The sequence below is a fragment of the Thiobacillus sp. genome (genome assembly GCF_030696885.1).
GTDB lineage: Bacteria > Pseudomonadota > Gammaproteobacteria > Burkholderiales > Thiobacillaceae > Thiobacillus.
The window spans coordinates 157,334-179,945 of sequence record NZ_JAUYRI010000017.1 but is presented as its reverse complement, the minus strand read 5'-3'; the positions used below and the strand labels follow the sequence as shown (position 1 = coordinate 179,945).

The following is a 22,612-nucleotide window of genomic DNA, read 5'->3' as shown; positions in this document are numbered from 1 at the left end:
GGGTGAGCACGGTCTGATCGCGCGGGGTCCGTTTACCTGCTGGAGATTGGCTGCTAACAATCAATATTTCGGCAGCCACCGTGCAAAACTTGACGCATGATGCAATTTACTTCTTTTACATTTTCATTTCAGGAAACGCGCCGCATCCCTAGCGAAATACGTCAGCACACCATCCGCGCCAGCACGCTTGAAAGCCAACAACGCTTCCATCACACACGCCTTCTCATCCAGCCAGCCGTTCTGCGCTGCAGCTTTCAACATAGCGTATTCCCCACTCACCTGATAGGCATAGGTGGGCGCACCGTAGGCATCCTTGACGCGGCGAATGACATCCAGATAGGGCATGCCCGGCTTGATCATGACCATGTCGGCGCCTTCCTGCAGGTCCATGCCAACCTCCCACAGGGCTTCATCGCTGTTGGCAGGGTCCATTTGATAGGTATATTTATTGCCCTTGCCGAGGTTGGCGGCGGAGCCGACCGCGTCGCGAAACGGGCCATAGAAACTGGAGGCGTACTTGGCCGCATAGGCCAGGATGCGGGTGTGAATGTGACCGCTGCCTTCCAGCGCAGCGCGCAGCGCGGCAACACGGCCATCCATCATGTCGGATGGGGCGACGATGTCGGCGCCAGCCTGGGCGTGCACCACCGCCTGCTGCGCCAGCACGGCGACGGTCTCGTCGTTCAGCACGTAGCCGGTGTCGTCGATCAGGCCATCCTGGCCGTGGCTGGTGTAGGGATCGAGCGCAATGTCGGTGATGATACCCAGCCCAGGAAAATGGTTTTTCAGCGCCGCCACGGTGCGCGGGACCAGGCCGTCCGGATTGAGTGCCTCTTCGGCGCCCAGGGTCTTCAGTGCCGTGTCGATCACCGGAAACAGCGCCAGCGCCGGAATCCCCAGTTGCACGCACTCCTCGGCCACCGGCAGCAGGAGGTCGATCGACAGCCGCTCGACCCCGGGCATTGATGCCACCGCCTCACGACGCTTCGATCCATCCAGCACAAACACCGGATAGATCAAATCATTTGACGTAAGTGTGTGCTCACGCATCAGGCGACGCGAAAAGTCGTCGCGGCGCATGCGGCGCATACGGGATGCGGGGAATGAAGCGAATGGCAGACTCACGAACTTCTCCAATTGAAAGCGTATGGAACTTTACCCAAGGGGGTCTACTCTACTAAGCAGACGATCTTTGCATCGTCTCCCGCTTCTCCTCCCTGAGCGGGATGCCTTAATCCCCTTAAGGCATTTTTAGCCCCGATCCCTCCCTTGGTCGGGGCTTTTTTATTCTGGCGGCCGGATTGTTCATCCGGCGCTCTGGGTATCGGGCTGCCGCGACTGCGCAAACCAGCCCTCGATCAGTGCAGCCGCCTCGTCGGCACCCTGGCGCGACAGGCTGGAAAACAGCTGCACGCTGACGCCGTCGCGCGCGGCGATTTCCTGCTTGACCTTGCGCAAGGTCAACGCTTTTTCGCTGTTGGAAAGCTTGTCGGCCTTCGACAGCAAAATGTGCACCGGCTTGCCGGTAGGGGTAAACCAGTCCAGCATCTGCCGGTCCAGCGGGGTGAGCGGGTGGCGCGCATCCATGATCAGCACCAGACCCCGCAACGCGTCACGCTCCTGCAGATAGCGCGACAGCAGGGTTTCCCACTTTGCTTTCACTGCGGGCGGCACTTTGGCATAACCGTAGCCCGGCAGATCAACCAGATAAATATCGGGGTCCAGCGCGAAAAAGTTGATAAGCTGCGTGCGTCCCGGCGTTTTGGACGTGTAGGCGAGGCGATTGATTCGCGTCAACAGATTGATTGCGCTCGACTTTCCGGCATTGGACCGGCCGGCGAACGCGATTTCCGCCTGGCTGTAGGGCAAATCGCGCAGCTGGGCGACCGATGTATGGAATTGGGCGCGATTAAGCACGGGCTTGGCAGTCATATTAGTTACCGCTAAACTACCCGTTTTCCCAAGTTTTGCAAGCTTCAGGAGCTTTTGATGAAACTCGTCGTCTCTCTGGTTGCACTCCTCGCAACCACCTCCGCCTACGCCAACCCCACTGCGGTCAAAGGCGACCCCAAGGCGGCCGAAAGCATCGTCACTCAAGTATGTGCGGCCTGCCACGCGGCAGACGGCAACAGCGCCGCGGCGGCCAATCCCAAGCTGGCCGGGCTCAATGCGGAATACATTCACAAGCAGCTCACCGATTACAAGTCTGGCGCGCGCAAGAACCCGGTGATGAGCGGCATTGTCAGCACCCTCAGCCCACAGGATATGCAGAATCTGGCCGCCTACTTTAGCGCCCAGCAGCCCAAGCCGGCGACCGCCAAGGACCAGGAGCTGGCGCTGATCGGCCAGAAAATCTACCGCGGCGGCGTGCAAGGCACCGGCGTGCCGGCTTGCGCTTCGTGCCACGGCGCTCAGGGCAAGGGCATCCCCGTCCAGTTCCCGCGCCTGGCCGGTCAGCATGCGGAATACACCTACACGCAGCTGAACGCCTTCCGCGTCGAGGCCCGTGCCAACGACGGCGCCCGGATGATGCGCAGCATCGCCGCCAAGATGACCGATGCTGAGATGAAGGCCGTGGCCGCCTATATCCAGGGCCTGCGCTGAACGGGGTGACCGCTCACGCTTTCTAGCCGGGCGCGCGCCCGTTGGGGAAGCAGGGTTCATTCGGACTAGCCGGCTTTGCAGTCACGATCGGCACCTTCGGGTAAACTTGTTGGCCATCCCTGAGTCGATAGAAGGGTGACAGGTGTCACCCTTTTTTATTGTTGCCCTCCATGACCACTGCTTCCCACTCCTTTGGCAAGTCCCTGTTCGAGCTGTTGAGCTCGATGCGCTTTGCGATCAGCCTGCTGTCCATCCTTGCGATCGCGTCCATCATCGGCACCGTGCTGAAGCAGTCCGAGCCCTACGCCAACTACCTCATCCAGCTCGGGCCGTTCTGGTTCCAGGTATTCGAGAAACTGGGGCTGTACGACGTCTACCATGCGCTGTGGTTTCTGGTCATCCTGACCTTCCTCGTCGCATCCGTCAGCGTCTGCATCTGGCGCAACGCGCCGAACTTCGCGCGCGAAATGAAAAGCTTCCGCGAGCACGTCAGCGACCAGTCGCTGAATGCGTTCAAGCACAAGCACGAAGCGCCCACCGAACAAACCCCAGAAGCACTTGCCGCCAGCGCGCAGCGCTACCTGGAAGGCCAGGGCTACAAGGTGAAAAACGTGCCGCGCGAGGGCGGCGTGCTGCTCGCCGCCAAGGCCGGGAGCTGGAACCGCCTCGGCTATTTCCTGGCGCACGCGGCCATCGTGATCATCTGCATCGGCGGTCTGATGGACGGCAACCTAATTTTCAAGGCGCAGCAGGTGCTGGGCTACAAGAAGATCGAAACGCGCGACATTCCGCAAAGCCAGGTGCCGGCGATTTCGCGCCTGACCCCGTCCAATCCGTCGTTCCGCGGCAGCGTGCAGATTCCCGAAGGCTCCAGCGCCGACGTGGCTTTCCTCAACGTGGCCGACGGCTATCTGGTGCAGGAACTGCCGTTCGTGGTGGCGCTGAAGGAATTCCGCATCGAGCACTACAGCACCGGACAACCGAAAAGCTTCGAGAGCGACGTCGAACTGTTCGACCACGCCGGCAACAAGATCCGCGAAGCGACGATCGAGGTCAATCACCCGCTGATCCACGACGGCGTCGCCATCTATCAGGCGAGCTTCGCCGACGGCGGTACCCGCCTGACGCTGCGCGGCTGGAACCTGTTCGCCCCGACGGCCTCAGAATTCCCCCTCGAAGGCACGGTTCACCAGAACAGCACCTTGACCAGCACGGCCGGCGATTACACGCTCGAGTTCAACGATTTCCGCCCTTTCAACATCGAAAACATGGGCGGCGAAATCGAGACGCCTCGCGACAGCATGAGCGTGCTCGGCGGCAGCCCGGTCAGCGACAACCGGCACCTGCGCAACGTCGGTCCGAGCTTTCAGTACAAGCTGCGCGATGCGCGTGGACAGGCACGCGAGTTTTCCAACTACATGCTGCCGCTCGAGCTGGAGGGCCGCTGGTTCCTGATGTCGGGCGTGCGCGAAACACCCACGGACGACTTCCGCTACCTGCGCATGCCGCTCGATGCCGACGGCAGCATCGACAGCTACATGCGCCTGCGCGGCGTGTTGCTGAACAAGGAACAGCACCCCGAGATCGCCGCCCGCTTCGCGCGCCAGGCGCTGCCACAGGAGGCCTGGGGCACCGAAATCGAGGACAAGCTGAAGTTCAGCGCGGCGCAGGTGCTGGCCATGTTCGCCGAGGGCGGCTTCCAGTCGCTGGGCCGCTTCATCGAGGAGCGGGTGCCCGAATCCGATGGTGAACGGGCTGCCGGCACCTATCTGCGCATTCTCGAGCTGGCCGCCTTCGAAGCGCTGCAGATTGCCAACCGCGAAGCCGGGTTGCCGCCGCGTGCGCCCGACGACGCCACCGGCTGGCTGGTGCGCGACACGCTCAACAGCGTGAGCGACCTGTTCGTCTATGGCGCACCGATCTATCTGCAACTAATGCAGTTCGACGAGGTCAAGGCCAGCGGCCTGCAGCTGACCCGCTCGCCCGGTCAGAACATCGTCTACCTGGGTTCGCTTTTGCTGACGCTCGGCGTATTCTTCATGCTTTATGTGCGCGAACGCCGGATCTGGCTGCGCATCAAGCCGGGCCACGCGCTGCTGGCGATGTCGTCGGCCAAACATACCATCGATTTCGAAAAAGAATTCGTCCAGCATTCGCAAGCGCTCGACACGCTTGTCAAGTAATCCGGAGGCTCTACAGACATGGAACTTGCACTCAATCAACCCGCCCCGCTGTTCAAACGCCTGTCCTGGTTCGACTGGCTGTTCGCCGCCATCGTCGTGGCCGGCGGCATCGCAGCCTTCGCCCGCTACGGCGACTTCATGGATGGCTACGAGAAGAGCATTCTGCTCGCCACCATCCCGTCGCTGGTGATGGGCGGCTGGTTCTGGAAACCGTTCCGGCCGCTCTTCCTGGTCGTCGGCGCGCTGAGCCTGTTCGCGCTCAGCCTCTACGACGGCAACCTCGCACGGATGGAAGAAACCTTCTTCCTCAAATACCTGATCTCCAGCCAGGCCGCGATCATGTGGATGTGTGCACTGTTCGCGTTCGCCACTGTCGCCTACTGGGCCGGGCTGCTGGCCCGCTCGGACTTTATGCTGAAGACCGGCACCGCGCTGACCTGGGCGGCCGTCACCTTCGGCTGGACCGGCCTGATGGTGCGCTGGTACGAGTCGCACCAGATCGGCCCGGACATCGGCCACATCCCGGTGTCGAACCTGTACGAGGTGTTCGTGCTGTTCTGCCTTGTCACCGCGATGATGTACCTCTATTACGAGGCGCGCTCGCAGGCACGCCAGATGGGCGCCTTCGTGCTGCTCGTCATCTCGGCCGCAGTTGCCTTCATTCTCTGGTACACCTTCGACCGCGGCGCGCATGAAATCCAGCCGCTGGTGCCGGCCTTGCAGTCGTGGTGGATGAAGATCCACGTGCCCGCCAACTTTGTTGGCTACGGCGGCTTCTCGATCGCCGCCATGCTGGGCGGCGCCTACCTGCTGGCCTCGCGCGGCATTCTCGCCAGTCGCCTGCCCAAGCTCGAGGTGCTCGACGACGTGATGTACAAGTCGATCGCGATCGGCTTCGCCTTCTTCACCATCGCCACCATCCTCGGCGCGATGTGGGCGGCCGAAGCCTGGGGTGGCTACTGGTCGTGGGACCCGAAGGAAACCTGGGCGCTGATCGTGTGGCTGAACTACGCCGCCTGGTTGCACATCCGTCTGGTCAAGGGCCTGCGCGGCCCGCTGCTGGCCTGGTGGGCGGTGGTCGGCCTGTTCATCACCACCTTCGCCTTCATCGGCGTCAACATGTTCCTGTCGGGCCTGCATTCCTACGGCGAACTGTAAGCCGTAGCCCGTCACGTTCGTGTCCAGAAACGCCTGAATTCGCCGCCCGCAGGGGCGGCGAATGCTTCCCGGCGAGAGCGCATGCTGAAAAAATGGTTTTACCTCTTCCCCCTCGCGCTGCTTGCGCTCGCTGCCGGTGCCTGGCTGGCACAGTCGCGCTACGCCCCGCAGCCAGCCGAGGCCAGCGCGGTCAGCGGGATGTGGCAACTCGCGTATCCGGATCTGCAGGGCCGCACCCAGCCGCTCTCGCAATGGCGCGGCCAGCCGCTGGTGCTGAATTTCTGGGCCAGCTGGTGCGCGCCGTGCCGGGAGGAAATGCCGGATTTTGACGCCTTGCGCACCGAACATCGCGCCAACGGCGTCGAATTTGTCGGCATCGCGATCGACAATGCGGCCAGCGTCGCGCAGTTTCTGCAGCAGATGCCGGTCAGTTACCCGATCCTGATCGGTGAGGGCGCCGCCCACAGCCTCGCACGCGCGCTGGGCAACCCGAGTGGGGCCCTGCCCTTCACGATCGTGCTCGATCGCGACGGCCAGGTCGTTCTGGCCCACCTTGGACGGCTGCCGCGCGCCACGCTCGACGCCACTTTGCGGAAATTCGGCGCATAGTTGTGATTTAGCGTCAATATCTAGACAATTAACCCCCATTTACGGCAAACTCGCCGCCATGACGACCAAGCGAACCGGCCGCTCCGCGACCAAATCGGTATCCAGTCTGCGCCCGCACGTGCTGGTGCTGCACGGCCCCAACCTCAATCTGCTGGGCAGCCGCGAACCCAAACACTACGGACTCGCCACGCTCGACGACGTCAACCGGGCGCTGAGTGCCCGCGGCGACGCGGCCGGCGTGCAGATCGACGTCTTCCAGAACAACCACGAAGGCGCACTGATCGACCGCATTCATCAGGCGGCACACGATCACGTCGACTTCATCCTCGTCAATCCGGCGGGTTACACCCACACCAGCGTCGCCCTGCGCGATGCGCTGGCCGCGGTGGCCATCCCGTTCATCGAAGTGCATCTTTCCAACATCCACGCGCGCGAAACCTTCCGCCATCATTCGTATTTTTCAGATCTCGCGGTCGGCGTGATCTCCGGGCTCGGCGCCCAGGGCTACGAACTGGCACTGGAATACGCGCTGCGACATCTCCACGACAGGACCCCCCATGGATCTCAGAAAACTGAAAAAGCTCATTGACCTGGTCGAAGCCTCCGGCATCGCCGAGCTGGAAATCACCGAAGGCGAAGAAAAGGTCCGCATCGCCAAGAGCATTGCCGGTGCGCAGATGATGATGCACCACGCCCCGCAGATGATGCATGCGCCCGCCCCGGCAGCTGCAGCACCGGTGGCTGCCCTTCCGGCGGAAGACGCCATGCCCGAAGGCCACGTCGTGCGTTCGCCGATGGTCGGCACCTTCTACCGCGCGCCGGCGCCAGGCTCGAAGAACTTTGCCGAAGTCGGCCAGAGCGTGAATGCCGGCGACACGATATGCATCATCGAAGCGATGAAGCTGCTGAACGAAATCGAATCGGATCAGGGCGGCGTCATCAAGGCCATCCTGGTTGAAAACGGCCAGCCGGTTGAGTACGGCGAGCCCTTGTTTGTGATTGCCTGAGGAAGGAGTCAGGGATCAGGGGCCAGGGATCAGGGGAGGTGCTTTGCGCCTTATTCAAATGACGTGGCAAAGCCGCTCATCCCCTGAATCCTGAATCCTGACCCCTGACCCCTCAAAAACCATGTTTGAAAAAATCCTGATCGCCAACCGCGGCGAAATCGCCTTGAGGATCCAGCGCGCCTGCCGCGAAATGGGCATCAAGACCGTCGCCGTCTATTCCGAGGCCGACCGCGACGCCAAGTACGTCAAGCTGGCCGACGAATCGGTGTGCATCGGCCCGGCGCCGTCGGCGCAAAGCTATCTGCATGTGCCGTCGATCATCGCCGCCGCCGAAGTCACCGACGCCGAAGCCATCCACCCCGGCTACGGCTTCCTGTCGGAAAACGCCGACTTTGCCGAGCGCGTGGAGTCGTCCGGCTTCACCTTCATCGGCCCGCGCCCCGACAACATCCGCCTGATGGGCGACAAGGTTGCCGCCAAGCACGCGATGCTCGAAGCCCGCGTGCCGTGCGTGCCCGGCTCCGAGGGTGCACTGTCGGACGACCCCGCGGAAATCATCAAAACCGCCAACCACGTCGGCTACCCGGTCATCATCAAGGCCGCCGGCGGCGGCGGCGGACGCGGCATGCGCGTGGTGCACACCGAGGCCGCACTGCTGAACGCGGTGACCATGACCAAGACCGAAGCCGGGGCAGCCTTCGGCAACCCGATGGTCTACATGGAAAAATTCCTGCAGACGCCCCGCCACATCGAAATCCAGATCCTCGCCGACGAGCACGGCAACGCGGTGCACCTGGGCGAGCGCGACTGCTCGATGCAACGCCGCCACCAGAAAGTGCTGGAAGAAGCGCCCGCACCCGGACTTGACCCCAAGCTGCGCGACAAGATCGGCGAACGCTGTGCCGAAGCCTGCCGCAAGATCGGCTACCGCGGCGCCGGCACCTTCGAGTTCCTGTATGAGAACGGCGAGTTCTATTTCATCGAGATGAACACCCGCGTGCAGGTCGAGCACCCGGTGACCGAACTCATCACCGGCATCGACATTGTGCAGACGCAAATCCGCGTTGCTGCCGGCGAAAAACTACCCTGGAAGCAAAAGGACATCCGCTTCCGCGGCCATGCCATCGAGTGCCGCATCAACGCAGAGCATCCGTCCACCTTCGTGCCCAGCCCCGGCAAGCTCACCAACTACCACGCTGCGGGCGGCCCCGGCATCCGCGTCGATTCGCACGTCTACCACGGCTATTACGTGCCACCCCATTACGATTCGATGATCGGCAAGGTGATCGCCTACGGCGACACCCGCGACCAGGCCATCGCCCGCATGCGCGGTGCACTGATGGAAATGGTGGTCGAAGGCATCCACAGCAACATCCCGCTGCACCAGGACCTGATGCACGACGCCGCTTTCATCGCCGGCGGCACCAGCATTCACTATCTGGAACACAAGCTGGCGGGGGAGAAGGTTGGCTAGGATTCAGGGGCCAGGATTCAGGAGTCAGGGAAAAACCATGACACACCTTGTCTTGTTCAAAGAAGCCGCGGCGCAGCCGCACAAAACCCCCTGACCCCTAGCCCCTGAATCCTGACCCCTGACATGCCCTGGCAATCCGTCCGCATCCTCGTCGATTCCAAGCAGGCTGAGCCGCTGTCCGACGCGCTGGTGGAAGCCGGTGCGCTGTCGGTGTCGCTGGAAGATGCCGACGCCGGTACGGCCGATGAAACGCCGTTGTTCGGCGAGCCCGACCACCCGACGGCCGAATTGTGGCCGCACAGCATCGCGATCGCGCTGCTCAGCGCAGAAGCCGACGTGGCAGCAACGCTGGCTGCCGCGGCAAACCTCGCCGGCATCCCCGTGCCCACCGACTACACGGTCGAAACCGTCGAAGAGCAGGACTGGGTGCGCCTGACCCAGTCGCAGTTCGACCCCATTCCGATCTCGCCGCGGTTGTGGATCGTGCCGACCTGGCACAACGCGCCCGACCCGCACGCAATCAACCTCAAGCTCGACCCCGGCCTCGCCTTCGGTACCGGCAGCCATCCCACCACGCGGCTGTGCCTGCGATGGCTCGACGCCCATCTGCAGGGCGGCGAAACCCTGCTCGACTACGGCTGCGGCTCCGGCATTCTCGCCATTGCCGCCGCCAAGCTCGGCGCAGCGCGGGTCGACGGCGTCGACATCGACAACCAAGCCGTGACCGCCTCGCACGACAACGCCACGCTGAATGAAGTGCCGGCGCACTTCTGCCTGCCGGGCGAACTGGCGCCCGGCCAGTACGACCTGGTCGTCGCCAACATCCTCACCAATCCGCTCAAGGGCATGGCGCCGTTGCTGACCGGCCGGGTACGGTGCGGCGGCCAGCTGGTGCTGTCCGGCATTCTGGCCGAGCAGGCCGACGATGTGATGGCGGTCTACCGTGACAGCATTGACTTCGACCCGCCCGAACTCGACGAGGGCTGGGTGCGCCTGGCGGGCGTCAAGCGATGAACTACCGCACCACCTGTCCACACTGCGTCAGCGTGTTCCGCCTCGGCGCGGACCAGCTCGACGCCGCGCAGGGCTGGGTGCAGTGCAGCGTGTGCGGCGCGGCGTTCGACGCCCGCCCCAGCCTATTGTATGCAGATGGCTCGCCGCTGCCGCCGCCCGAGCCCAGCCTGCCTGCACCGGTCGAGGCCGAAGCGGCCCTGCCCGAGCCGGTCGTCGACACCCCGCTCGCGCCCGTTGCCGAGGAAACAGCTGATGCCCTGCCCGCCGACGCGGTGCCGGAAACAGACACCGAAGCGGCGACGCCCGTCGGCATCACCCAGCGCGAGGCTGCGCCCGACCTGTCGTCGATCATCCTGATCGACCCCGACCAGCCACCGGCCGACGACGATCCCGGTCCGCTGCCGCAGATCCCGGGCCAATCCACGATGCCGCCGGTGTACCCGCCGCACCAGTGGTCGGGGCCGCTGGCCGAAACCACGCCGCCGGCCCGGCCGGTGATGGCGCAGGTCGAATACGCGCAACCGCAGATGCGCCCCGCCGTGCCGGGCAGCGCGTTCATTCCGACTACGTCGCGGCGGGCCCGCACCGGGCTGTGGGTCGCGGCCAGTCTGGTGCTCCTGCTGATGCTGGCCGCGCAGGCCACCTATTTCCTGCGCGACACCCTGGTCAGCCAGTGGCCACAGACCCGGCCCGCGCTGGAGCAGGCCTGCGCCGCACTGGGCTGCACGCTCTCGCTGCCGAAAAAGCTGGCGCAGCTGCAGATCATCGGTTCCGACCTGCAAATCGAGCCGAACGGCAACCTGGTGCTCTCGCTGACCCTCGGCAACCGCGCCGGCCAGGCCCAGGCCTGGCCGGTGCTGGTGCTCACGCTTACCGACCAGCGCAGCCGCGCGCTGGCACGCCGCAGCTTCGCCCCCAGCGAATACCTGGGCGATACGCCGCGCATCGCCGCCGGCATCCCTCCGCGCAGCGAGCAGCCCTTGAGCCTGCCGCTGACCGTGCAGGATCTGACGCCGATGGGCTTCGATTTGCAGCTGGTGTATTGAGTCCCCGCGGCCGGATGAACGGGGCTGGCTGGGCGCTCGCTTCTTCGGTATAGTTCCGGCTCCCGTTGCGGGAGAGCGCGTGCCAGACACGCCGCCGAAGGCGCAATTCACCCGGAATCGCTCAGGCAAAAGGACCGCAACCCCCAGGCAATCCCTGGAAAAAACTCTGGAGAGCGCGGTCTTCTCGATCGCCACCGAAGGGGCAGCGGCCCGCTGGTCAAACAGCCGGCTGTAATCTCTCAGGTACCAAGGACAGAGGGGTGAAGCGAATCCGCGCTTCACCCTTTTTTATTTTTGGTGCCCCATGTCCGACCTCAAGCACACTCCGCTCAATGCCACCCACCGCGAACTCGGCGCCAAGATGGTCGATTTCGGCGGCTGGGACATGCCGGTCAACTACGGCTCGCAGATCGAAGAGCACCACACGGTGCGTTCGGGCTGCGGCCTGTTCGACGTCTCCCACATGCTGCCGCTGGACATCAAGGGCGCCAACGTGCGGGCATTTTTGCGCCGCCTGGTGGCCAACAACGTCGACAAGCTGCAGGTGTCCGGCAAGGCGCTGTATTCCTGCATGCTGAACGAAGGCGGCGGCGTCATCGACGACCTCATCATCTATTTCATGGACGAGAACTGGTTCCGCCTGGTGGTCAACGCCGGCACCGCGGAAAAGGACCTGGCGTGGATGGAAAAAATGAACGCCGACTGGGGCATGGGCCTGACGCTCACCCCGCGCCGCGACCTCGCGATGATCGCGATCCAGGGCCCGAATGCCACGCAGGCACTGAACGAGGCGCTACCCGGCGTCGACAGCATCACCGTCAGTCTCAAGCCTTTCAACGCCGCGGCCATGGGCGAGATGTTCATTGCCCGCACCGGCTACACCGGCGAAGACGGCTACGAAGTGATGGTGCTGGCAAAGTCCGCGCCCTTCTTCTGGAAAGCGCTGATGGAAGCCGGCGGCAAGCCGATCGGCCTCGGCGCGCGCGACACCCTGCGCCTTGAAGCCGGTATGAACCTCTACGGCCAGGACATGGACGAAACGACCAGCCCGCTGGAATCCGGCCTCGCCTGGACGGTGGATATGAAGACCGAACGCGACTTCGTCGGCCGCGCCGCGCTGGAAAAAAGTGAAGTGACGAAACAGCTCGCCGGCCTGATCCTGCTGGACAAGGGCGTGCTGCGCAGTCACCAGACGGTCCACACCAAAAACGGCGACGGCGAAATCACCTCCGGCACGTTTTCGCCTACGATGCAGCAATCGATCGCGCTCGCCCGCATCCCGCTCGGCATCGCGCCGGGCGCGGAGGTTGAGGTCGAGATTCGCGACAAGAAACTGCGCGCGAAGGTAGTGAAGTATCCGTTTGTGCGTAACGGTAAAGTTTTGATTTAATTTTGGGGGGCTAGGATCTAGGGGCTAGGATCTAGGGAACGTGCGGCTTCGCCGCGCTCCTGATTCGGCACCCCTTCCCTAGCCTCTAGATCCTAATTCCTAGATCCTGGAGAAAGCATGAACATCCCCGCAGACCTCAAATACACCCCCAGCCACGAATGGGTGCGCGTCGAAGCAGACGGCACGTTGACCATCGGCATCACCCACCACGCGCAGGACCTGCTCGGCGACATGGTGTTCATCGAGAACCCCGCCGCCGGTCGCGCGCTCGCCAAGGGCGAGGAATGCGCGGTGGTCGAGTCGGTGAAAGCCGCGTCCGACGTCTACGCCCCCGTCGCCGGTGAAGTCGTCGCCGCCAACAACGACGTCGAAGCCAGCCCCGAATCGGTGAACAAGGACGCCTACAGCGCGTGGATGTTCAAGCTGAAGCCGGCCAACCCCGGCGACGTCGCCGGTCTGCTGGACGCGGCTGCGTACCAGAAGCTGGTCGAGTCGGAAGCACATTAAGGGGCCAGGATTCAGGGGCCAGGGATCAGGGACTGTGCGGCTGCGCCGCGCCATACCTGAAACCGGGCACTGAATCCTCCCCCTGAATCCTGATCCCTGAATCCTGACCCCTGCCCAAATGCCTTTCATTCCCCACACTGAAGCAGACGTCTCCGCCATGCTCGGCGCCATCGGCGCCGCCAGCATCGAGACGCTGTTCGACGAAATCCCGCCCGCGCTGAAGACGGGCAAACTCAAGGACGTGCCCGCTGGGCTTCCGGAAATGGCGGTCACGCGGCTGATGCAGGAACGCGCGTCGGCCGACGGCTTCTGGTCCAACTTCATCGGCGCCGGCGTCTACGAGCACCACATCCCGGCGGCGATCTGGCAGATCACCACGCGCGGCGAGTTCTATTCCGCCTACACGCCGTATCAGGCCGAGGCCTCGCAAGGCACGCTGCAGCTGATCTACGAATACCAGACCATGATGACGCGGCTGACCGGGCTCGACGTGTCGAATGCGTCGCTCTACGACGGCGCCTCCGCGCTGGCCGAGGCGGTGCTGATGGCGGTGCGTTCGCACAAGACCTCGCGCCGCGTGCTGGTGCCGAAGAGCGTGCACCCGATCTACCGCCGCGTGGTCAACACGACCGTGAAGAACCAGGGCATCGAACTGGTCGAGCTCGACTATGACGCTGCGACGGGTCAAACGGTGCTGCCGGCCGACCCCGGCAGCTTCGCCGGCCTGGTGATTCCGCAGCCCAACTTCTTCGGCGTGCTGGAAGACGTGCATGGGATGACCGACTGGGCGCATGACAAAGGCGCGCTGGCGATCGCACTGGTGAACCCGACCACGCTCGCGGTGCTGGAAGCGCCCGGCAAGTGGGGGCAGACCGGTGCCGACATCGCGGTGGGCGAAGGCCAGCCGCTCGGTGCGCCGATGGCCTCCGGTGGTCCCTATTTCGGCTTCATGTGCTGCCGCCAGGACTTCGTGCGGCAGATGCCGGGCCGCATCGTCGGGCGGACGGTTGATCTGGATGGCAAGCCCGGCTTCGCGTTGACGCTGCAGGCGCGCGAGCAGCACATCCGCCGCTCCAAGGCCACCTCGAACATCTGCACCAACCAGGGCCTGGTCGTCACCGCGGCGACGCAATACATGGCGCTGCTGGGTCCGCAGGGTTTGGCGAAGGTGGCCTCCGCCAGCCATGGCGGCACCGTGGCCCTGGCTGACAAGCTGGCCGCGATTCCGGGCGTGACGCGCGCGTTTGCCAGCCCCTTCTTCCACGAAGTCGTGCTGAAACTCAACGACAACGCGAAAGACGTGCTGCGCGCGCTGCGTGCGCAAGGCATCCTCGGCGGGCTGGACATTTCCGGCTGGTATCCCGAGCTCGGCCAGGCCATCCTCGTCTGCGTCACCGAAACCAAAACCGCGGCGGACCTTGACCTCTACGCGCAACAATTGGAACGTATCCTGTCCAAACGCCGTGAAGCGCCGCCGTGCGCGTACAAGAGTTAAGGAACCCAAATGAGCGACGTACAGCGCGACAAACCGTTCTATGACATGGCCGATGCGTATATCGCACTGGCCAACACCCAGCTGAACGCGGAGAAACCCAGTCGGGTGAGTGCAGCTGCGCTGTTTGCGGCAGCGCGTTTCAACGCCTTCGTGATCGCGGCGGCCGCTGAGAACAAGGCGCAGCTGATTGTGGAGAAGGAAGCCGCAATCACCTATTTCATGGACCAGTACGAAAAAATGTTGCGCGAGAATATCGACGAGCACCTGACTCGCTATGATCAGCAAGACAGTTAGCAGGTATGCAATGCAGCGGGCGCGATCGTTCGCGTCCGGCATTTGACCGATTCATTCAAGGAGAGCAAACATGGCAGTGACTCTGGCAGGCAACCCGATCGACGTGTCCGGCACCTTCCCCAAGGTCGGCGACACCGCCCCCGACTTCAAGCTGGTCAACAAGGACCTGGCCGACGTCTCGCTGGCCGATTTCGCCGGCAAGAAGAAAATCCTCAACATCGTGCCCAGCCTGGATACCCCGGTGTGCGCGACCTCGACCAAGAAATTCAACGACGCCGCAGTCGGCAACACGGTGGTGCTGATCATCGCCGCCGACCTGCCGTTCGCGATGAGCCGCTTCTGCGGCGCCGAAGGCACCAACAACGTGGTGACACTGTCGACCATGCGCGGCGGCGCCGAGTTCATGAAGAACTACGGCGTCGCCATCACCAGCGGCCCGCTCGCCGGCATCACCGCGCGCGCCGTGGTCGTGCTCGATGAGAACAACAAGGTGCTGCACGCGGAACTCGTTCCCGAGATCAAGCAGGAGCCGAATTACGACGCCGCGCTGGCAGCGCTTTGAGGAGCTAGGAATTAGGGGCTAGGAGCTAGGGGATGAGCGGCTACGCCGCGCCCCCCGATCTCCTCCGCCCCCACAACCCTAGTCCCTAGATCCTAACTCCTAGCCCCTACGAACCATGCTGATATTCGACCATTCCCGTCCCGGCCGCACCGCTGCCGCCCAGTTGCCCGCTGCCGGCGGCAACCTCGATGACTTGCCTGCCGCGCTGTGCCGCAAGGACGCACCAGGCTTGCCGGAAGTTTCCGAGCTCGATGTGGTGCGCCACTACACGCGATTGAGCCAAAAGAACTTCTCGATCGACACGCAGTTCTACCCGCTCGGTTCGTGCACGATGAAGTACAACCCGCGCGCATGCAATTCGCTGGCGATGTTGCCGCAGTTTCTGGCGCGCCATCCGGCGAGCCCGGACGAGACCGGACAGGGTTTCCTCGCCAGCATGTTCGAGCTGCAGGAAATGCTGAAGGACGTGACCGGCATGGCCGGCGTGTCGATGGCGCCGATGGCGGGCGCGCACGGCGAGTTTGCCGGGGTGGCGATGATCCGTGCCTATCACGACGCGCGCGGCGACACCGCGCGGCGCGAGATCATCGTGCCGGACGCGGCGCACGGCACCAACCCGGCGACCGCGACCATGTGCGGCTACACGGTCAAGGAAATCCCGACCGACGCCACCGGCGCGGTCAACCTCGACGCGCTGAAGGCCGCAGTCGGTCCGCAGACTGCCGGGTTGATGCTGACCAACCCGTCGACGCTCGGCGTGTTCGAGAAGACGATTTCCGAAATCCAGAAGATCGTCCACGACGCCGGCGGCCTGTCGTATTACGACGGCGCCAACCTCAACGCCATTCTCGGCAAGGTGCGCCCCGGCGACATGGGGTTCGACGTCATCCACATGAACCTGCACAAGACCTTTTCCACCCCGCACGGCGGCGGCGGACCGGGCGCGGGTCCGGTGGGGGTGTCGACGCGGCTGCTGCCTTTCATGCCAATTCCGCTGGTGCTGAATGAAAACGGCGCCTACCGGCTGGCGACCGAGACCGACCTGCCGCAGTCGATCGGCCGCATGAGCGCCAACATGGGCAACGCCGGCGTGCTGATGCGCGCCTACATCTACGCCCGCCTGCTGGGTGGCGAGGGCATGCTGCGCGTCGCCGAATACGCCACGCTCAACGCCAACTACCTGATGGCAAAACTGCGCGACGCCGGCTTCGACCTCGCCTACCCGACGCGCCGCGCCAGCCACGAATTCATCGTCACGCTGAAGAAGCTGAAGGACGCCACCGGCGTCTCCGCGATGGACTTCGCCAAGCGCCTCCTCGACTACGGCTACCACGCGCCGACCACCTATTTTCCGTTGCTGGTGCCGGAGTGCCTGCTGATCGAGCCGACCGAAACCGAGAGCCGCGAGACGCTCGACGGCTTCATCGACGCGATGATCAGAATCAAGCACGAAGCCGAAACCAATCCCGAGCTGGTCAAGGGCGCACCTTACAGCCTGCCGGTGCGGCGCCTCGACGACGTCAAGGCCGCGCGCGAACTCGACCTCGCGTACAAGCCCGCCGCATGACTGATCCCAAGGCTGCGCTCCCTCTCCCCAATTCGCCTGATGCGCCAGCGGGGCAGGGGGCAAACGCCGCGCCCACCCCGACTGAAAGCCCGTACAAGGGCAAAACCGGTCTGCAGCGTGTGCTGAATGCCGCCGGCTATTCATGGGCCGGGCTGACCGCGGCGTTCCGTTTTGAGGATGCCTTCCGCCAGGAAGTCTTCCTCGCGCTGTTGCTGATTCCACTCGCGCTGTTTCTCGGCGAAACCGGTATCGAGCGGGCGCTGATGATCGGTGCGGTGCTGGGGGTATTGATCGTCGAACTGCTGAATTCCGCGGTCGAGGCGGCAGTCGATCGCATTTCGCTTGAGCACCATCTGCTCATTAAGCGCGCCAAGGACATGGGCAGCGCAGCGGTGATGATCGCGCTCGTCAACGTCGTGGTGATATGGGGATTGGTGGTGCTGGGCTGACACAGCCCGGGAACCGTGCCAATATGGTGCGATTCTTCAACACTGATATTAAAGTTCCGGCGCAAATAGCCGGAACACAAGATATTTCCTCTGATTCATGATCGCGTGAACGTCAAAACCGTCTGCCTCCTGCTGGGTCTTTGCCATGCCGGTGCTGCCGCAGCCCTCGGGCTGGGCGAGCTGAACGTGCGTTCCTTCCTCGGGCAGCCGCTGCACGCCACCGTGGTGGTGCTCGATGCTGGCGCCGATCTCCCCGCAGACTGCTTCAAGCTCGAGGCCGGCACCGGCGCCATCGCGCCGCCGCCGCGCACGGAACTGAGCCTGCAGCGCAGCGGCGATCAGGCCGTGCTGCATATCCGCACCCGCCAGTCCATCCACGACCCCATCGCGCAGTTCGTGCTGGTGGCCGACTGCGAAACGCGCCTGCAACGCGAATACGTGATCCTGCTCGACCCGCCGGACCCGGCCCGCCTCGCGCAGACCGGCGCGGCAGCGCCGGCCCCCGCGCCGGTGCAAGCCACCGCGCCGCCCGCCCCACGCGCCGCCCCGGCCATGCAGGCACCCGCGCGACCGGCTCCGCCTGCACGCGCCAGCACCCCGCGCCCGCCGCCCGCGCCGCGCGCGCAGCAGGCCCCACGCGACGAACCCGCACCGCGCCTGGTGCTGTCGGGCCGGCGCAGCCCGCAGTCCACCGCCGAACGGCCCTTTGCCCTGCGTTTGGACAGCAACCTGCCAGATCCCGCGCGCCCGATTGCCGAGCGGCCGCTGACCGAGACCGAGCTTTCCGACGAAACCACCGCACTTTCGCGCCGGCTCGCGCATCTGGAATCGCAGTTGCTCGCCCTGCAGCGACGCAATGCCGAGCTCGAGGCTCGTAGTACCCCCGCAGCAGTGGCCGCACCGCCGCCCGCCACCGGGCCCGCGCGCTGGCCGCTGGCGCTGCTGCTCGTCGGCCTGCTCGTCGGCAGCCTCTTCCTGGTCGCCTGGTTGCGTCGTCGCAGCCGCACGCCCGCCCGCGACACCCAGCTGGACCTCAATCCCTGGACGCAGCCTGATGACACGCCGCCGCCGACCCTGTCGGACATGAACACGCTGCCGGAAAACGACGCCCATGCGCCCGCGCGCATGGCGGAGATTGCGGCACCGCCGCGGGTCGAGGATACCGAGGTCAAGGAAGACATCCTCGACCAGGCCGAGGTGTACATGGCGCACGGCCACAGCGACCTCGCCATCCACCTGCTGCAGGAACACCTGCGCGAGGCGCCGACCGAATCCCCGGTGCCCTGGCTGCTGCTGCTCGACCTGCTGCACCGCAACGGCAATGCCGAGGCCTACACGGCCGCGAGCGCGGAATGCCGTCGCTACTTCAACGTCAATTTGTCCGCGCATCCGGCGTCGCAGGACGGCGAATCGAGCCAGGGACTGGAAGCCTATCCGCATCTGCTGGAAAAGCTGGTGGAGGTGTGGAACACCCCCGAGCTCGACGCCTTCCTGCACGACCTGATCTACGACGATCGCGGCGGCACCCGGATCGGTTTCGAGCCGCATGCCTACCGCGACATCCTGATGCTGCGCGCCGTCGCACACGACGCCCTGCCGTTCGCCGCCTGATCGGCGGCTTTCACCAAAGCGTCACCCCGGCTTCATTTTTCTGTCGCATGGCGGGCGCATGCTGCGCCCATGGATGCAGCCGTGCTCACTTGCCAGACCCTGCCCTCGATCCGCCCGCAGCTGCGCATTGCGGTGGTGACCGAGACCTACCCGCCCGAAGTCAACGGCGTGGCGATGACGCTCGGCCGCCTGGTCAACGGCCTGCAGGTGCGCAACCACCAGGTGCAGCTGATCCGCCCGCGCCAGAACGCCGGCGACCAGCCGCAACCCACCGCCACCCTCAGCGAACACCTGCAGCAGGGCATTGCGCTGCCGCGCTACGAAGGGCTGAAAATGGGCCTGCCGGCCAAGGCCGCGCTAACCCGGCTGTGGACCCGCCAGCGGCCCGACGTGGTACAGATCGCCACCGAAGGCCCGCTCGGCTGGTCGGCGCTGGCCGCGGCCAACAAGCTGCGGCTGCCGGTGGCGAGCGATTTCCACACCAATTTTCACAGCTACAGCAGCCACTACGGCTTTGGCCTGCTGCGCCGTGCCATCGTTGCCTACCTGCGCAAGTTTCACAACAAAGCCGCCGTCACGCTGGTGCCGACCGAAGGCATCCGCCGCGAACTGCTCGGTTATGGCTACGACAACATCGAGATCATCGGGCGCGGGGTCGACACCCAGCTGTTTAATCCCGGCCGCCGCGACGCCGCCCTGCGTGCACAGTGGGGCGTGCGCGAAGACGAAACCGTGGTGCTGTACGTGGGCCGCCTGGCCGCCGAAAAAAATCTGGCGCTGGTGTTTCGCGCCTTCGACGCCATGCGCGAAGCAAATCCCGCCTGCCGCATGGTGCTGGTGGGCGACGGCCCCGAGCGCGCCAGCTGGCAGGCCAAACGCCAAGACGCAATCTTCTGCGGCACCCGCATCGGCGAGTCGCTGGCCGCGCATTACGCATCCGGTGATGTCTTCCTGTTTCCCAGCCTGACCGAAACCTGGGGCAACGTAACCATCGAGGCCATGGCCTCGGGCCTCGCGGTCGTGGCCTACGACTGCGCCGCCGCCGAGGAGGTCATCCGCCACGGCGAAAACGGCCTCAAGGCGCCGCCCGAGGACGAATCCGGCTTCATCGTCCAGGCCGTCTCGCTGGCCCCGCACCCCGACCTGCAGCGCCGCCTCGGCACCGCGGCGGCGGCGCGCGCGGCACACTTGTCGTGGGACGCCATTATCGACAGCTTCGAGCGGGTGCTGCTGCGGCTCGCCCAGACCCAGTCGGCAACCGACGATGCGGCTGACTGGCCCACCGTCGCCCGCACCGGATAACGGCTGTCCAGCATGCAACGCGACCGCCTCAGTCTTGCTGCCCACCACGGCCTCAATCGGCTGGCCGCATGCGAACACGCGTGGCTGGCGCGCATGAACGGCGTGCGCCTGCCCGACTGGGAGGTCGGCCTGCTGCGGCTTGCCAGCCGGCTCGGCGACGGTGTGTTCTGGTATGCATTGATGGGCGCACTGATCGCCTGGCACGGCCTGGACGCGCTGCCGGCGGTGCTGCACATGATCGTGGCGGGACTCACCGGCACGCTGATCTACAAGTGGCTGAAAGGCGCCACCGAACGGCCGCGGCCCTATCAAGTGTGCCCCACCATCTGCTGCCTGAGCGCACCGCTCGACCGCTTCAGCTTCCCCTCCGGCCACACCCTGCACGCCGTGGTGTTCAGCCTCGTCGTCACCGCCTACTACCCCCCGCTCGGCTGGCTGGTGTGGCCGTTCACCGCGCTGGTCGCGGCCTCGCGCCTGGTGCTGGGGCTGCACTATGTCAGCGATGTCGCCGTGGGCGCGTTGCTGGGCGGAACGATCGCTGCGCTGACGCTGGCACTTCTGTAGAAACCCGATTTCTCTGTTGGTGCGGTTTTGGCATTTAGTGGCAGCAACCGGCCAGAAGCGGAAGTTCACTTCCAAGCCGTAAAGCTGCCGTGGCACCTCTCGGCTATGCTGCGATATTGTCAGTGTGAGCCCATTTCAGGACGAAGCATGAATTTCAGGATTCTCGATAACAACAGCAAGGAAGAACTGACAAGCCTGTTCACTGCAGTATTTTCGTCATCTGAAGGGGATCAAGAAGGGAGACTGATTGGCAGCCTTGCCTCTGCGCTGGCTGCACGCATCGACAATCAGGAAATTATCTGTATTGGTGCCTTTGCAGACGGGGCAATGATTGGGGCAATCTTCTTTACTCGACTTCGATTCGATGAGCCCATCGAAGCCTTCATGCTCGCTCCAGTTGCAGTCAGCACCGCCCATCAGGGAAGGGGTATTGGGCAGGCATTGATCAGATTTGGACTGGACGAGTTGAAAAATCGCTCCACAACGCTGGTTGTCACGTATGGCGATCCTGCCTTCTACTCCAAGGTTGGGTTTCGGGCATTATCGGAGGATGTGATCCGGGCTCCGCTGCCACTATCAACGCCAGAAGGTTGGCTTGGCCAGCCCTTATCGGGAGAGACTATCCCAATCCTGAAAAGCCGTCCTGCGTGCGTACAGGAATTCGACGATCCTGCTTACTGGTAATGCCAACGCATCACACCGACGCGGACTATCTCGATCGCTGACCGTCTGCTTTCGCCTTCTTGCTATATCCGCTTTGGGTCGAGAGCGTCCATCAATATCCGTGTTCAGATTCCCTCAGGGCTGAACCCTTTCAACCGCTCACCCCGCGGTCTCGCAAGCAGGCATCAAGCCGCCCGCCGCAAAATCGGCGGCACTTCACTCTCAAACAAATCCCCCGGCAGCGGCAAGCGGCACGCCACCAGCTCCGGGGCATGCGCGGCGATGCGGTCGCGGGCCACGGCCACCGGCGGGCAATCCGGCAGCCAGGCCGGGGCTTCGCCGGCGAGCACGCGGTTGATCTGCGGCAGGCGTGCCGTCACTTCCTGCAGGTAGTAATCGAAGCGCGAGGCCAGCCTGCGGTCGAACAGGCGCCCCATGCCGTGCAGCATGTTGGGCAGGCGGCTGTGCCGCAGCAGGGCCTCGGCGCCGGCCAACTGGCGCATGGCGCGGCGGCTGGCTGCAGGCGTGCAGCCGAAGTTGCGCGACACATAGTCGACTAGCCAGTCGTCGGCCTGCAGCAACCGGGCGGGCGGGCGGAACAGGTGCTGCGCGATATGGCGGTCCATTGCCCATTCCGATGCGGCGTGCGTCAGCAGCGGGATGTTCCACCACAGGTGTTCGTGGGCGGGAACGAAATGGTTGTGCGCGATGATGTCGACCCACAGGTGGCTGATTGCGCCGACGGCGCAGGCGCGCGATTCGTCGTCGTGCGCCGCGTCGAGCAGCGTATGGGCGGTGATCCAGCGATGGCTGTCGTCGAACGCGTGGGTGCGCGCGGTGGCGCCGACCAGCGCCAGGTCGGGCAGGCAGGCGCCCGCCATCAGGCGGTGCGGAAAGCGCCGCACCGCGCGGTGCAGGGCGGGGTCCAGCAGCGGCACCGCCCACACCAGGAGCTGGGCGAAATACACATGGGTGTAGAGCCCCCATGCCAGCGCGTCGCCGGCAAACAGGACCGCAGGAACCGCCCAGTAATATGCAGTGCGTCCAGCTTTCATGCGCGCAGCATGGCCGCGCAGCATGACCGGATGCGGTCAAACGCGTGAATCTTGCGTG

23 protein-coding genes and 2 riboswitches are annotated in these 22,612 nt (G+C 64.4%); of the genes, 20 read left to right on the top strand and 3 right to left on the bottom strand.

What is annotated here, in order from left to right; translation table 11 throughout:
- Positions 1-123 precede the first annotated feature (123 nt).
- Positions 124-1,119 carry a porphobilinogen synthase gene (hemB, locus tag Q8R61_RS08710; protein WP_305536721.1) on the bottom strand — a complete coding sequence of 332 codons (996 nt, stop codon included), beginning with the start codon at positions 1,117-1,119 and terminating at the stop codon, positions 124-126.
- Positions 1,120-1,305: 186 nt separating this feature from the next.
- The gene (gene yihA, locus Q8R61_RS08705) at positions 1,306-1,932 is read right to left on the bottom strand and encodes a ribosome biogenesis GTP-binding protein YihA/YsxC (RefSeq protein ID WP_305536267.1); all 627 of its coding nucleotides are present in this window, start codon (positions 1,930-1,932) and stop codon (positions 1,306-1,308) included.
- A gap of 57 nt (positions 1,933-1,989) precedes the next feature.
- Between yihA and Q8R61_RS08700 the strand changes: the two genes are divergently transcribed.
- The 20 genes from Q8R61_RS08700 to Q8R61_RS08605 all read left to right on the top strand — a co-directional run bounded on the left by Q8R61_RS08700 (position 1,990) and on the right by Q8R61_RS08605 (position 21,520).
- Positions 1,990-2,604 (top strand): cytochrome c, encoded by a 615-nt coding sequence (locus Q8R61_RS08700; protein ID WP_305536265.1) that lies wholly within the window; start codon positions 1,990-1,992, stop codon positions 2,602-2,604.
- A 170-nt stretch (positions 2,605-2,774) separates the two neighbouring features.
- Positions 2,775-4,787 carry a cytochrome c biogenesis protein ResB gene (locus Q8R61_RS08695; RefSeq protein WP_305536263.1) on the top strand — a complete coding sequence of 671 codons (2,013 nt, stop codon included), beginning with the start codon at positions 2,775-2,777 and terminating at the stop codon, positions 4,785-4,787.
- Positions 4,788-4,805: 18 nt separating this feature from the next.
- The gene (gene ccsB, locus Q8R61_RS08690) at positions 4,806-5,945 is read left to right on the top strand and encodes a c-type cytochrome biogenesis protein CcsB (protein WP_305536261.1); all 1,140 of its coding nucleotides are present in this window, start codon (positions 4,806-4,808) and stop codon (positions 5,943-5,945) included.
- 81 nt (positions 5,946-6,026) lie between these two features.
- Positions 6,027-6,554, top strand: coding sequence for a TlpA disulfide reductase family protein (locus Q8R61_RS08685; RefSeq protein ID WP_305536259.1), 528 nt, complete (start codon positions 6,027-6,029; stop codon positions 6,552-6,554).
- A 58-nt stretch (positions 6,555-6,612) separates the two neighbouring features.
- Positions 6,613-7,143: a type II 3-dehydroquinate dehydratase gene (gene aroQ / locus Q8R61_RS08680; protein ID WP_305536257.1), complete on the top strand. Its 531-nt coding sequence runs from the start codon at positions 6,613-6,615 to the stop codon at positions 7,141-7,143.
- Positions 7,112-7,561 (top strand): acetyl-CoA carboxylase biotin carboxyl carrier protein, encoded by a 450-nt coding sequence (gene accB / locus Q8R61_RS08675; protein WP_305536255.1) that lies wholly within the window; start codon positions 7,112-7,114, stop codon positions 7,559-7,561. Before aroQ ends, accB begins: the two co-directional genes overlap by 32 nt.
- A gap of 121 nt (positions 7,562-7,682) precedes the next feature.
- Positions 7,683-9,035 carry an acetyl-CoA carboxylase biotin carboxylase subunit gene (gene accC / locus Q8R61_RS08670; protein WP_305536253.1) on the top strand — a complete coding sequence of 451 codons (1,353 nt, stop codon included), beginning with the start codon at positions 7,683-7,685 and terminating at the stop codon, positions 9,033-9,035.
- A 123-nt stretch (positions 9,036-9,158) separates the two neighbouring features.
- Positions 9,159-10,049 carry a 50S ribosomal protein L11 methyltransferase gene (gene prmA / locus Q8R61_RS08665; protein ID WP_305536250.1) on the top strand — a complete coding sequence of 297 codons (891 nt, stop codon included), beginning with the start codon at positions 9,159-9,161 and terminating at the stop codon, positions 10,047-10,049.
- Positions 10,046-11,095: a zinc-ribbon and DUF3426 domain-containing protein gene (locus Q8R61_RS08660; RefSeq protein WP_305536248.1), complete on the top strand. Its 1,050-nt coding sequence runs from the start codon at positions 10,046-10,048 to the stop codon at positions 11,093-11,095. Before prmA ends, Q8R61_RS08660 begins: the two co-directional genes overlap by 4 nt.
- A 58-nt stretch (positions 11,096-11,153) precedes the next feature.
- Positions 11,154-11,242: riboswitch (glycine riboswitch) on the top strand.
- Between the two features lie 9 nt (positions 11,243-11,251).
- Positions 11,252-11,361, top strand: a riboswitch (glycine riboswitch).
- A 38-nt stretch (positions 11,362-11,399) separates the two neighbouring features.
- Positions 11,400-12,485, top strand: a complete 1,086-nt coding sequence (gcvT, locus tag Q8R61_RS08655) for a glycine cleavage system aminomethyltransferase GcvT (RefSeq protein WP_305536246.1) — start codon at positions 11,400-11,402, stop codon at positions 12,483-12,485.
- Between the two features lie 117 nt (positions 12,486-12,602).
- Entirely contained in the window at positions 12,603-12,992 is a 390-nt protein-coding gene (gene gcvH / locus Q8R61_RS08650; protein ID WP_305536244.1) for a glycine cleavage system protein GcvH, read from the top strand.
- A 118-nt stretch (positions 12,993-13,110) separates the two neighbouring features.
- A complete protein-coding gene (gcvPA, locus tag Q8R61_RS08645; protein ID WP_305536242.1) occupies positions 13,111-14,487 on the top strand; it encodes an aminomethyl-transferring glycine dehydrogenase subunit GcvPA in 1,377 nt (458 codons plus the stop codon).
- 9 nt (positions 14,488-14,496) lie between these two features.
- Entirely contained in the window at positions 14,497-14,781 is a 285-nt protein-coding gene (locus Q8R61_RS08640; protein ID WP_305536240.1) for a DUF3144 domain-containing protein, read from the top strand.
- Between the two features lie 70 nt (positions 14,782-14,851).
- The gene (tpx, locus tag Q8R61_RS08635) at positions 14,852-15,343 is read left to right on the top strand and encodes a thiol peroxidase (RefSeq protein ID WP_305536238.1); all 492 of its coding nucleotides are present in this window, start codon (positions 14,852-14,854) and stop codon (positions 15,341-15,343) included.
- A 115-nt stretch (positions 15,344-15,458) separates the two neighbouring features.
- The gene (gene gcvPB, locus Q8R61_RS08630; protein WP_305536236.1) at positions 15,459-16,910 is read left to right on the top strand and encodes an aminomethyl-transferring glycine dehydrogenase subunit GcvPB; all 1,452 of its coding nucleotides are present in this window, start codon (positions 15,459-15,461) and stop codon (positions 16,908-16,910) included.
- Positions 16,907-17,359 carry a diacylglycerol kinase gene (locus Q8R61_RS08625; protein ID WP_305536234.1) on the top strand — a complete coding sequence of 151 codons (453 nt, stop codon included), beginning with the start codon at positions 16,907-16,909 and terminating at the stop codon, positions 17,357-17,359. Before gcvPB ends, Q8R61_RS08625 begins: the two co-directional genes overlap by 4 nt.
- 105 nt (positions 17,360-17,464) lie before the next feature.
- Positions 17,465-18,970, top strand: coding sequence for a FimV family protein (locus tag Q8R61_RS08620; protein ID WP_305536233.1), 1,506 nt, complete (start codon positions 17,465-17,467; stop codon positions 18,968-18,970).
- 69 nt (positions 18,971-19,039) lie between these two features.
- Positions 19,040-20,272 carry a glycosyltransferase family 1 protein gene (locus tag Q8R61_RS08615; protein WP_305536231.1) on the top strand — a complete coding sequence of 411 codons (1,233 nt, stop codon included), beginning with the start codon at positions 19,040-19,042 and terminating at the stop codon, positions 20,270-20,272.
- 12 nt (positions 20,273-20,284) lie between these two features.
- Entirely contained in the window at positions 20,285-20,836 is a 552-nt protein-coding gene (locus Q8R61_RS08610; protein WP_305536229.1) for a phosphatase PAP2 family protein, read from the top strand.
- A 147-nt stretch (positions 20,837-20,983) separates the two neighbouring features.
- Positions 20,984-21,520 carry a GNAT family N-acetyltransferase gene (locus Q8R61_RS08605; protein WP_305536227.1) on the top strand — a complete coding sequence of 179 codons (537 nt, stop codon included), beginning with the start codon at positions 20,984-20,986 and terminating at the stop codon, positions 21,518-21,520.
- Between the two features lie 164 nt (positions 21,521-21,684).
- Here Q8R61_RS08605 and Q8R61_RS08600 read toward each other — a convergent pair whose 3' ends face one another.
- On the bottom strand, positions 21,685-22,554 hold the full coding sequence (locus Q8R61_RS08600) for a zinc dependent phospholipase C family protein (protein WP_305536225.1): 870 nt from the start codon (positions 22,552-22,554) through the stop codon (positions 21,685-21,687).
- Between the last annotated feature and the right edge of the window lie 58 nt (positions 22,555-22,612).

What these genes read in the sequence shown, in the direction of transcription:
- gcvT (WP_305536246.1), top strand. Translation starts at nt 11,400, where the DNA reads ATGTCCGACCTCAAGCACACTCCGCTCAATGCCACCCACCGCGAACTC.
- Q8R61_RS08625 (WP_305536234.1), top strand. Translation starts at nt 16,907, where the DNA reads ATGACTGATCCCAAGGCTGCGCTCCCTCTCCCCAATTCGCCTGATGCG.
- Q8R61_RS08605 (WP_305536227.1), top strand. Translation starts at nt 20,984, where the DNA reads ATGAATTTCAGGATTCTCGATAACAACAGCAAGGAAGAACTGACAAGC.
- accC (WP_305536253.1), top strand. Translation starts at nt 7,683, where the DNA reads ATGTTTGAAAAAATCCTGATCGCCAACCGCGGCGAAATCGCCTTGAGG.
- gcvPB (WP_305536236.1), top strand. Translation starts at nt 15,459, where the DNA reads ATGCTGATATTCGACCATTCCCGTCCCGGCCGCACCGCTGCCGCCCAG.
- gcvH (WP_305536244.1), top strand. Translation starts at nt 12,603, where the DNA reads ATGAACATCCCCGCAGACCTCAAATACACCCCCAGCCACGAATGGGTG.
- Q8R61_RS08640 (WP_305536240.1), top strand. Translation starts at nt 14,497, where the DNA reads ATGAGCGACGTACAGCGCGACAAACCGTTCTATGACATGGCCGATGCG.
- accB (WP_305536255.1), top strand. Translation starts at nt 7,112, where the DNA reads ATGGATCTCAGAAAACTGAAAAAGCTCATTGACCTGGTCGAAGCCTCC.
- ccsB (WP_305536261.1), top strand. Translation starts at nt 4,806, where the DNA reads ATGGAACTTGCACTCAATCAACCCGCCCCGCTGTTCAAACGCCTGTCC.
- Q8R61_RS08600 (WP_305536225.1), bottom strand. Translation starts at nt 22,554, where the DNA reads ATGAAAGCTGGACGCACTGCATATTACTGGGCGGTTCCTGCGGTCCTG.
- gcvPA (WP_305536242.1), top strand. Translation starts at nt 13,111, where the DNA reads ATGCCTTTCATTCCCCACACTGAAGCAGACGTCTCCGCCATGCTCGGC.
- yihA (WP_305536267.1), bottom strand. Translation starts at nt 1,932, where the DNA reads ATGACTGCCAAGCCCGTGCTTAATCGCGCCCAATTCCATACATCGGTC.
- prmA (WP_305536250.1), top strand. Translation starts at nt 9,159, where the DNA reads ATGCCCTGGCAATCCGTCCGCATCCTCGTCGATTCCAAGCAGGCTGAG.
- aroQ (WP_305536257.1), top strand. Translation starts at nt 6,613, where the DNA reads ATGACGACCAAGCGAACCGGCCGCTCCGCGACCAAATCGGTATCCAGT.
- Q8R61_RS08685 (WP_305536259.1), top strand. Translation starts at nt 6,027, where the DNA reads ATGCTGAAAAAATGGTTTTACCTCTTCCCCCTCGCGCTGCTTGCGCTC.
- Q8R61_RS08695 (WP_305536263.1), top strand. Translation starts at nt 2,775, where the DNA reads ATGACCACTGCTTCCCACTCCTTTGGCAAGTCCCTGTTCGAGCTGTTG.
- Q8R61_RS08615 (WP_305536231.1), top strand. Translation starts at nt 19,040, where the DNA reads ATGGATGCAGCCGTGCTCACTTGCCAGACCCTGCCCTCGATCCGCCCG.
- Q8R61_RS08700 (WP_305536265.1), top strand. Translation starts at nt 1,990, where the DNA reads ATGAAACTCGTCGTCTCTCTGGTTGCACTCCTCGCAACCACCTCCGCC.
- Q8R61_RS08660 (WP_305536248.1), top strand. Translation starts at nt 10,046, where the DNA reads ATGAACTACCGCACCACCTGTCCACACTGCGTCAGCGTGTTCCGCCTC.
- tpx (WP_305536238.1), top strand. Translation starts at nt 14,852, where the DNA reads ATGGCAGTGACTCTGGCAGGCAACCCGATCGACGTGTCCGGCACCTTC.
- Q8R61_RS08610 (WP_305536229.1), top strand. Translation starts at nt 20,285, where the DNA reads ATGCAACGCGACCGCCTCAGTCTTGCTGCCCACCACGGCCTCAATCGG.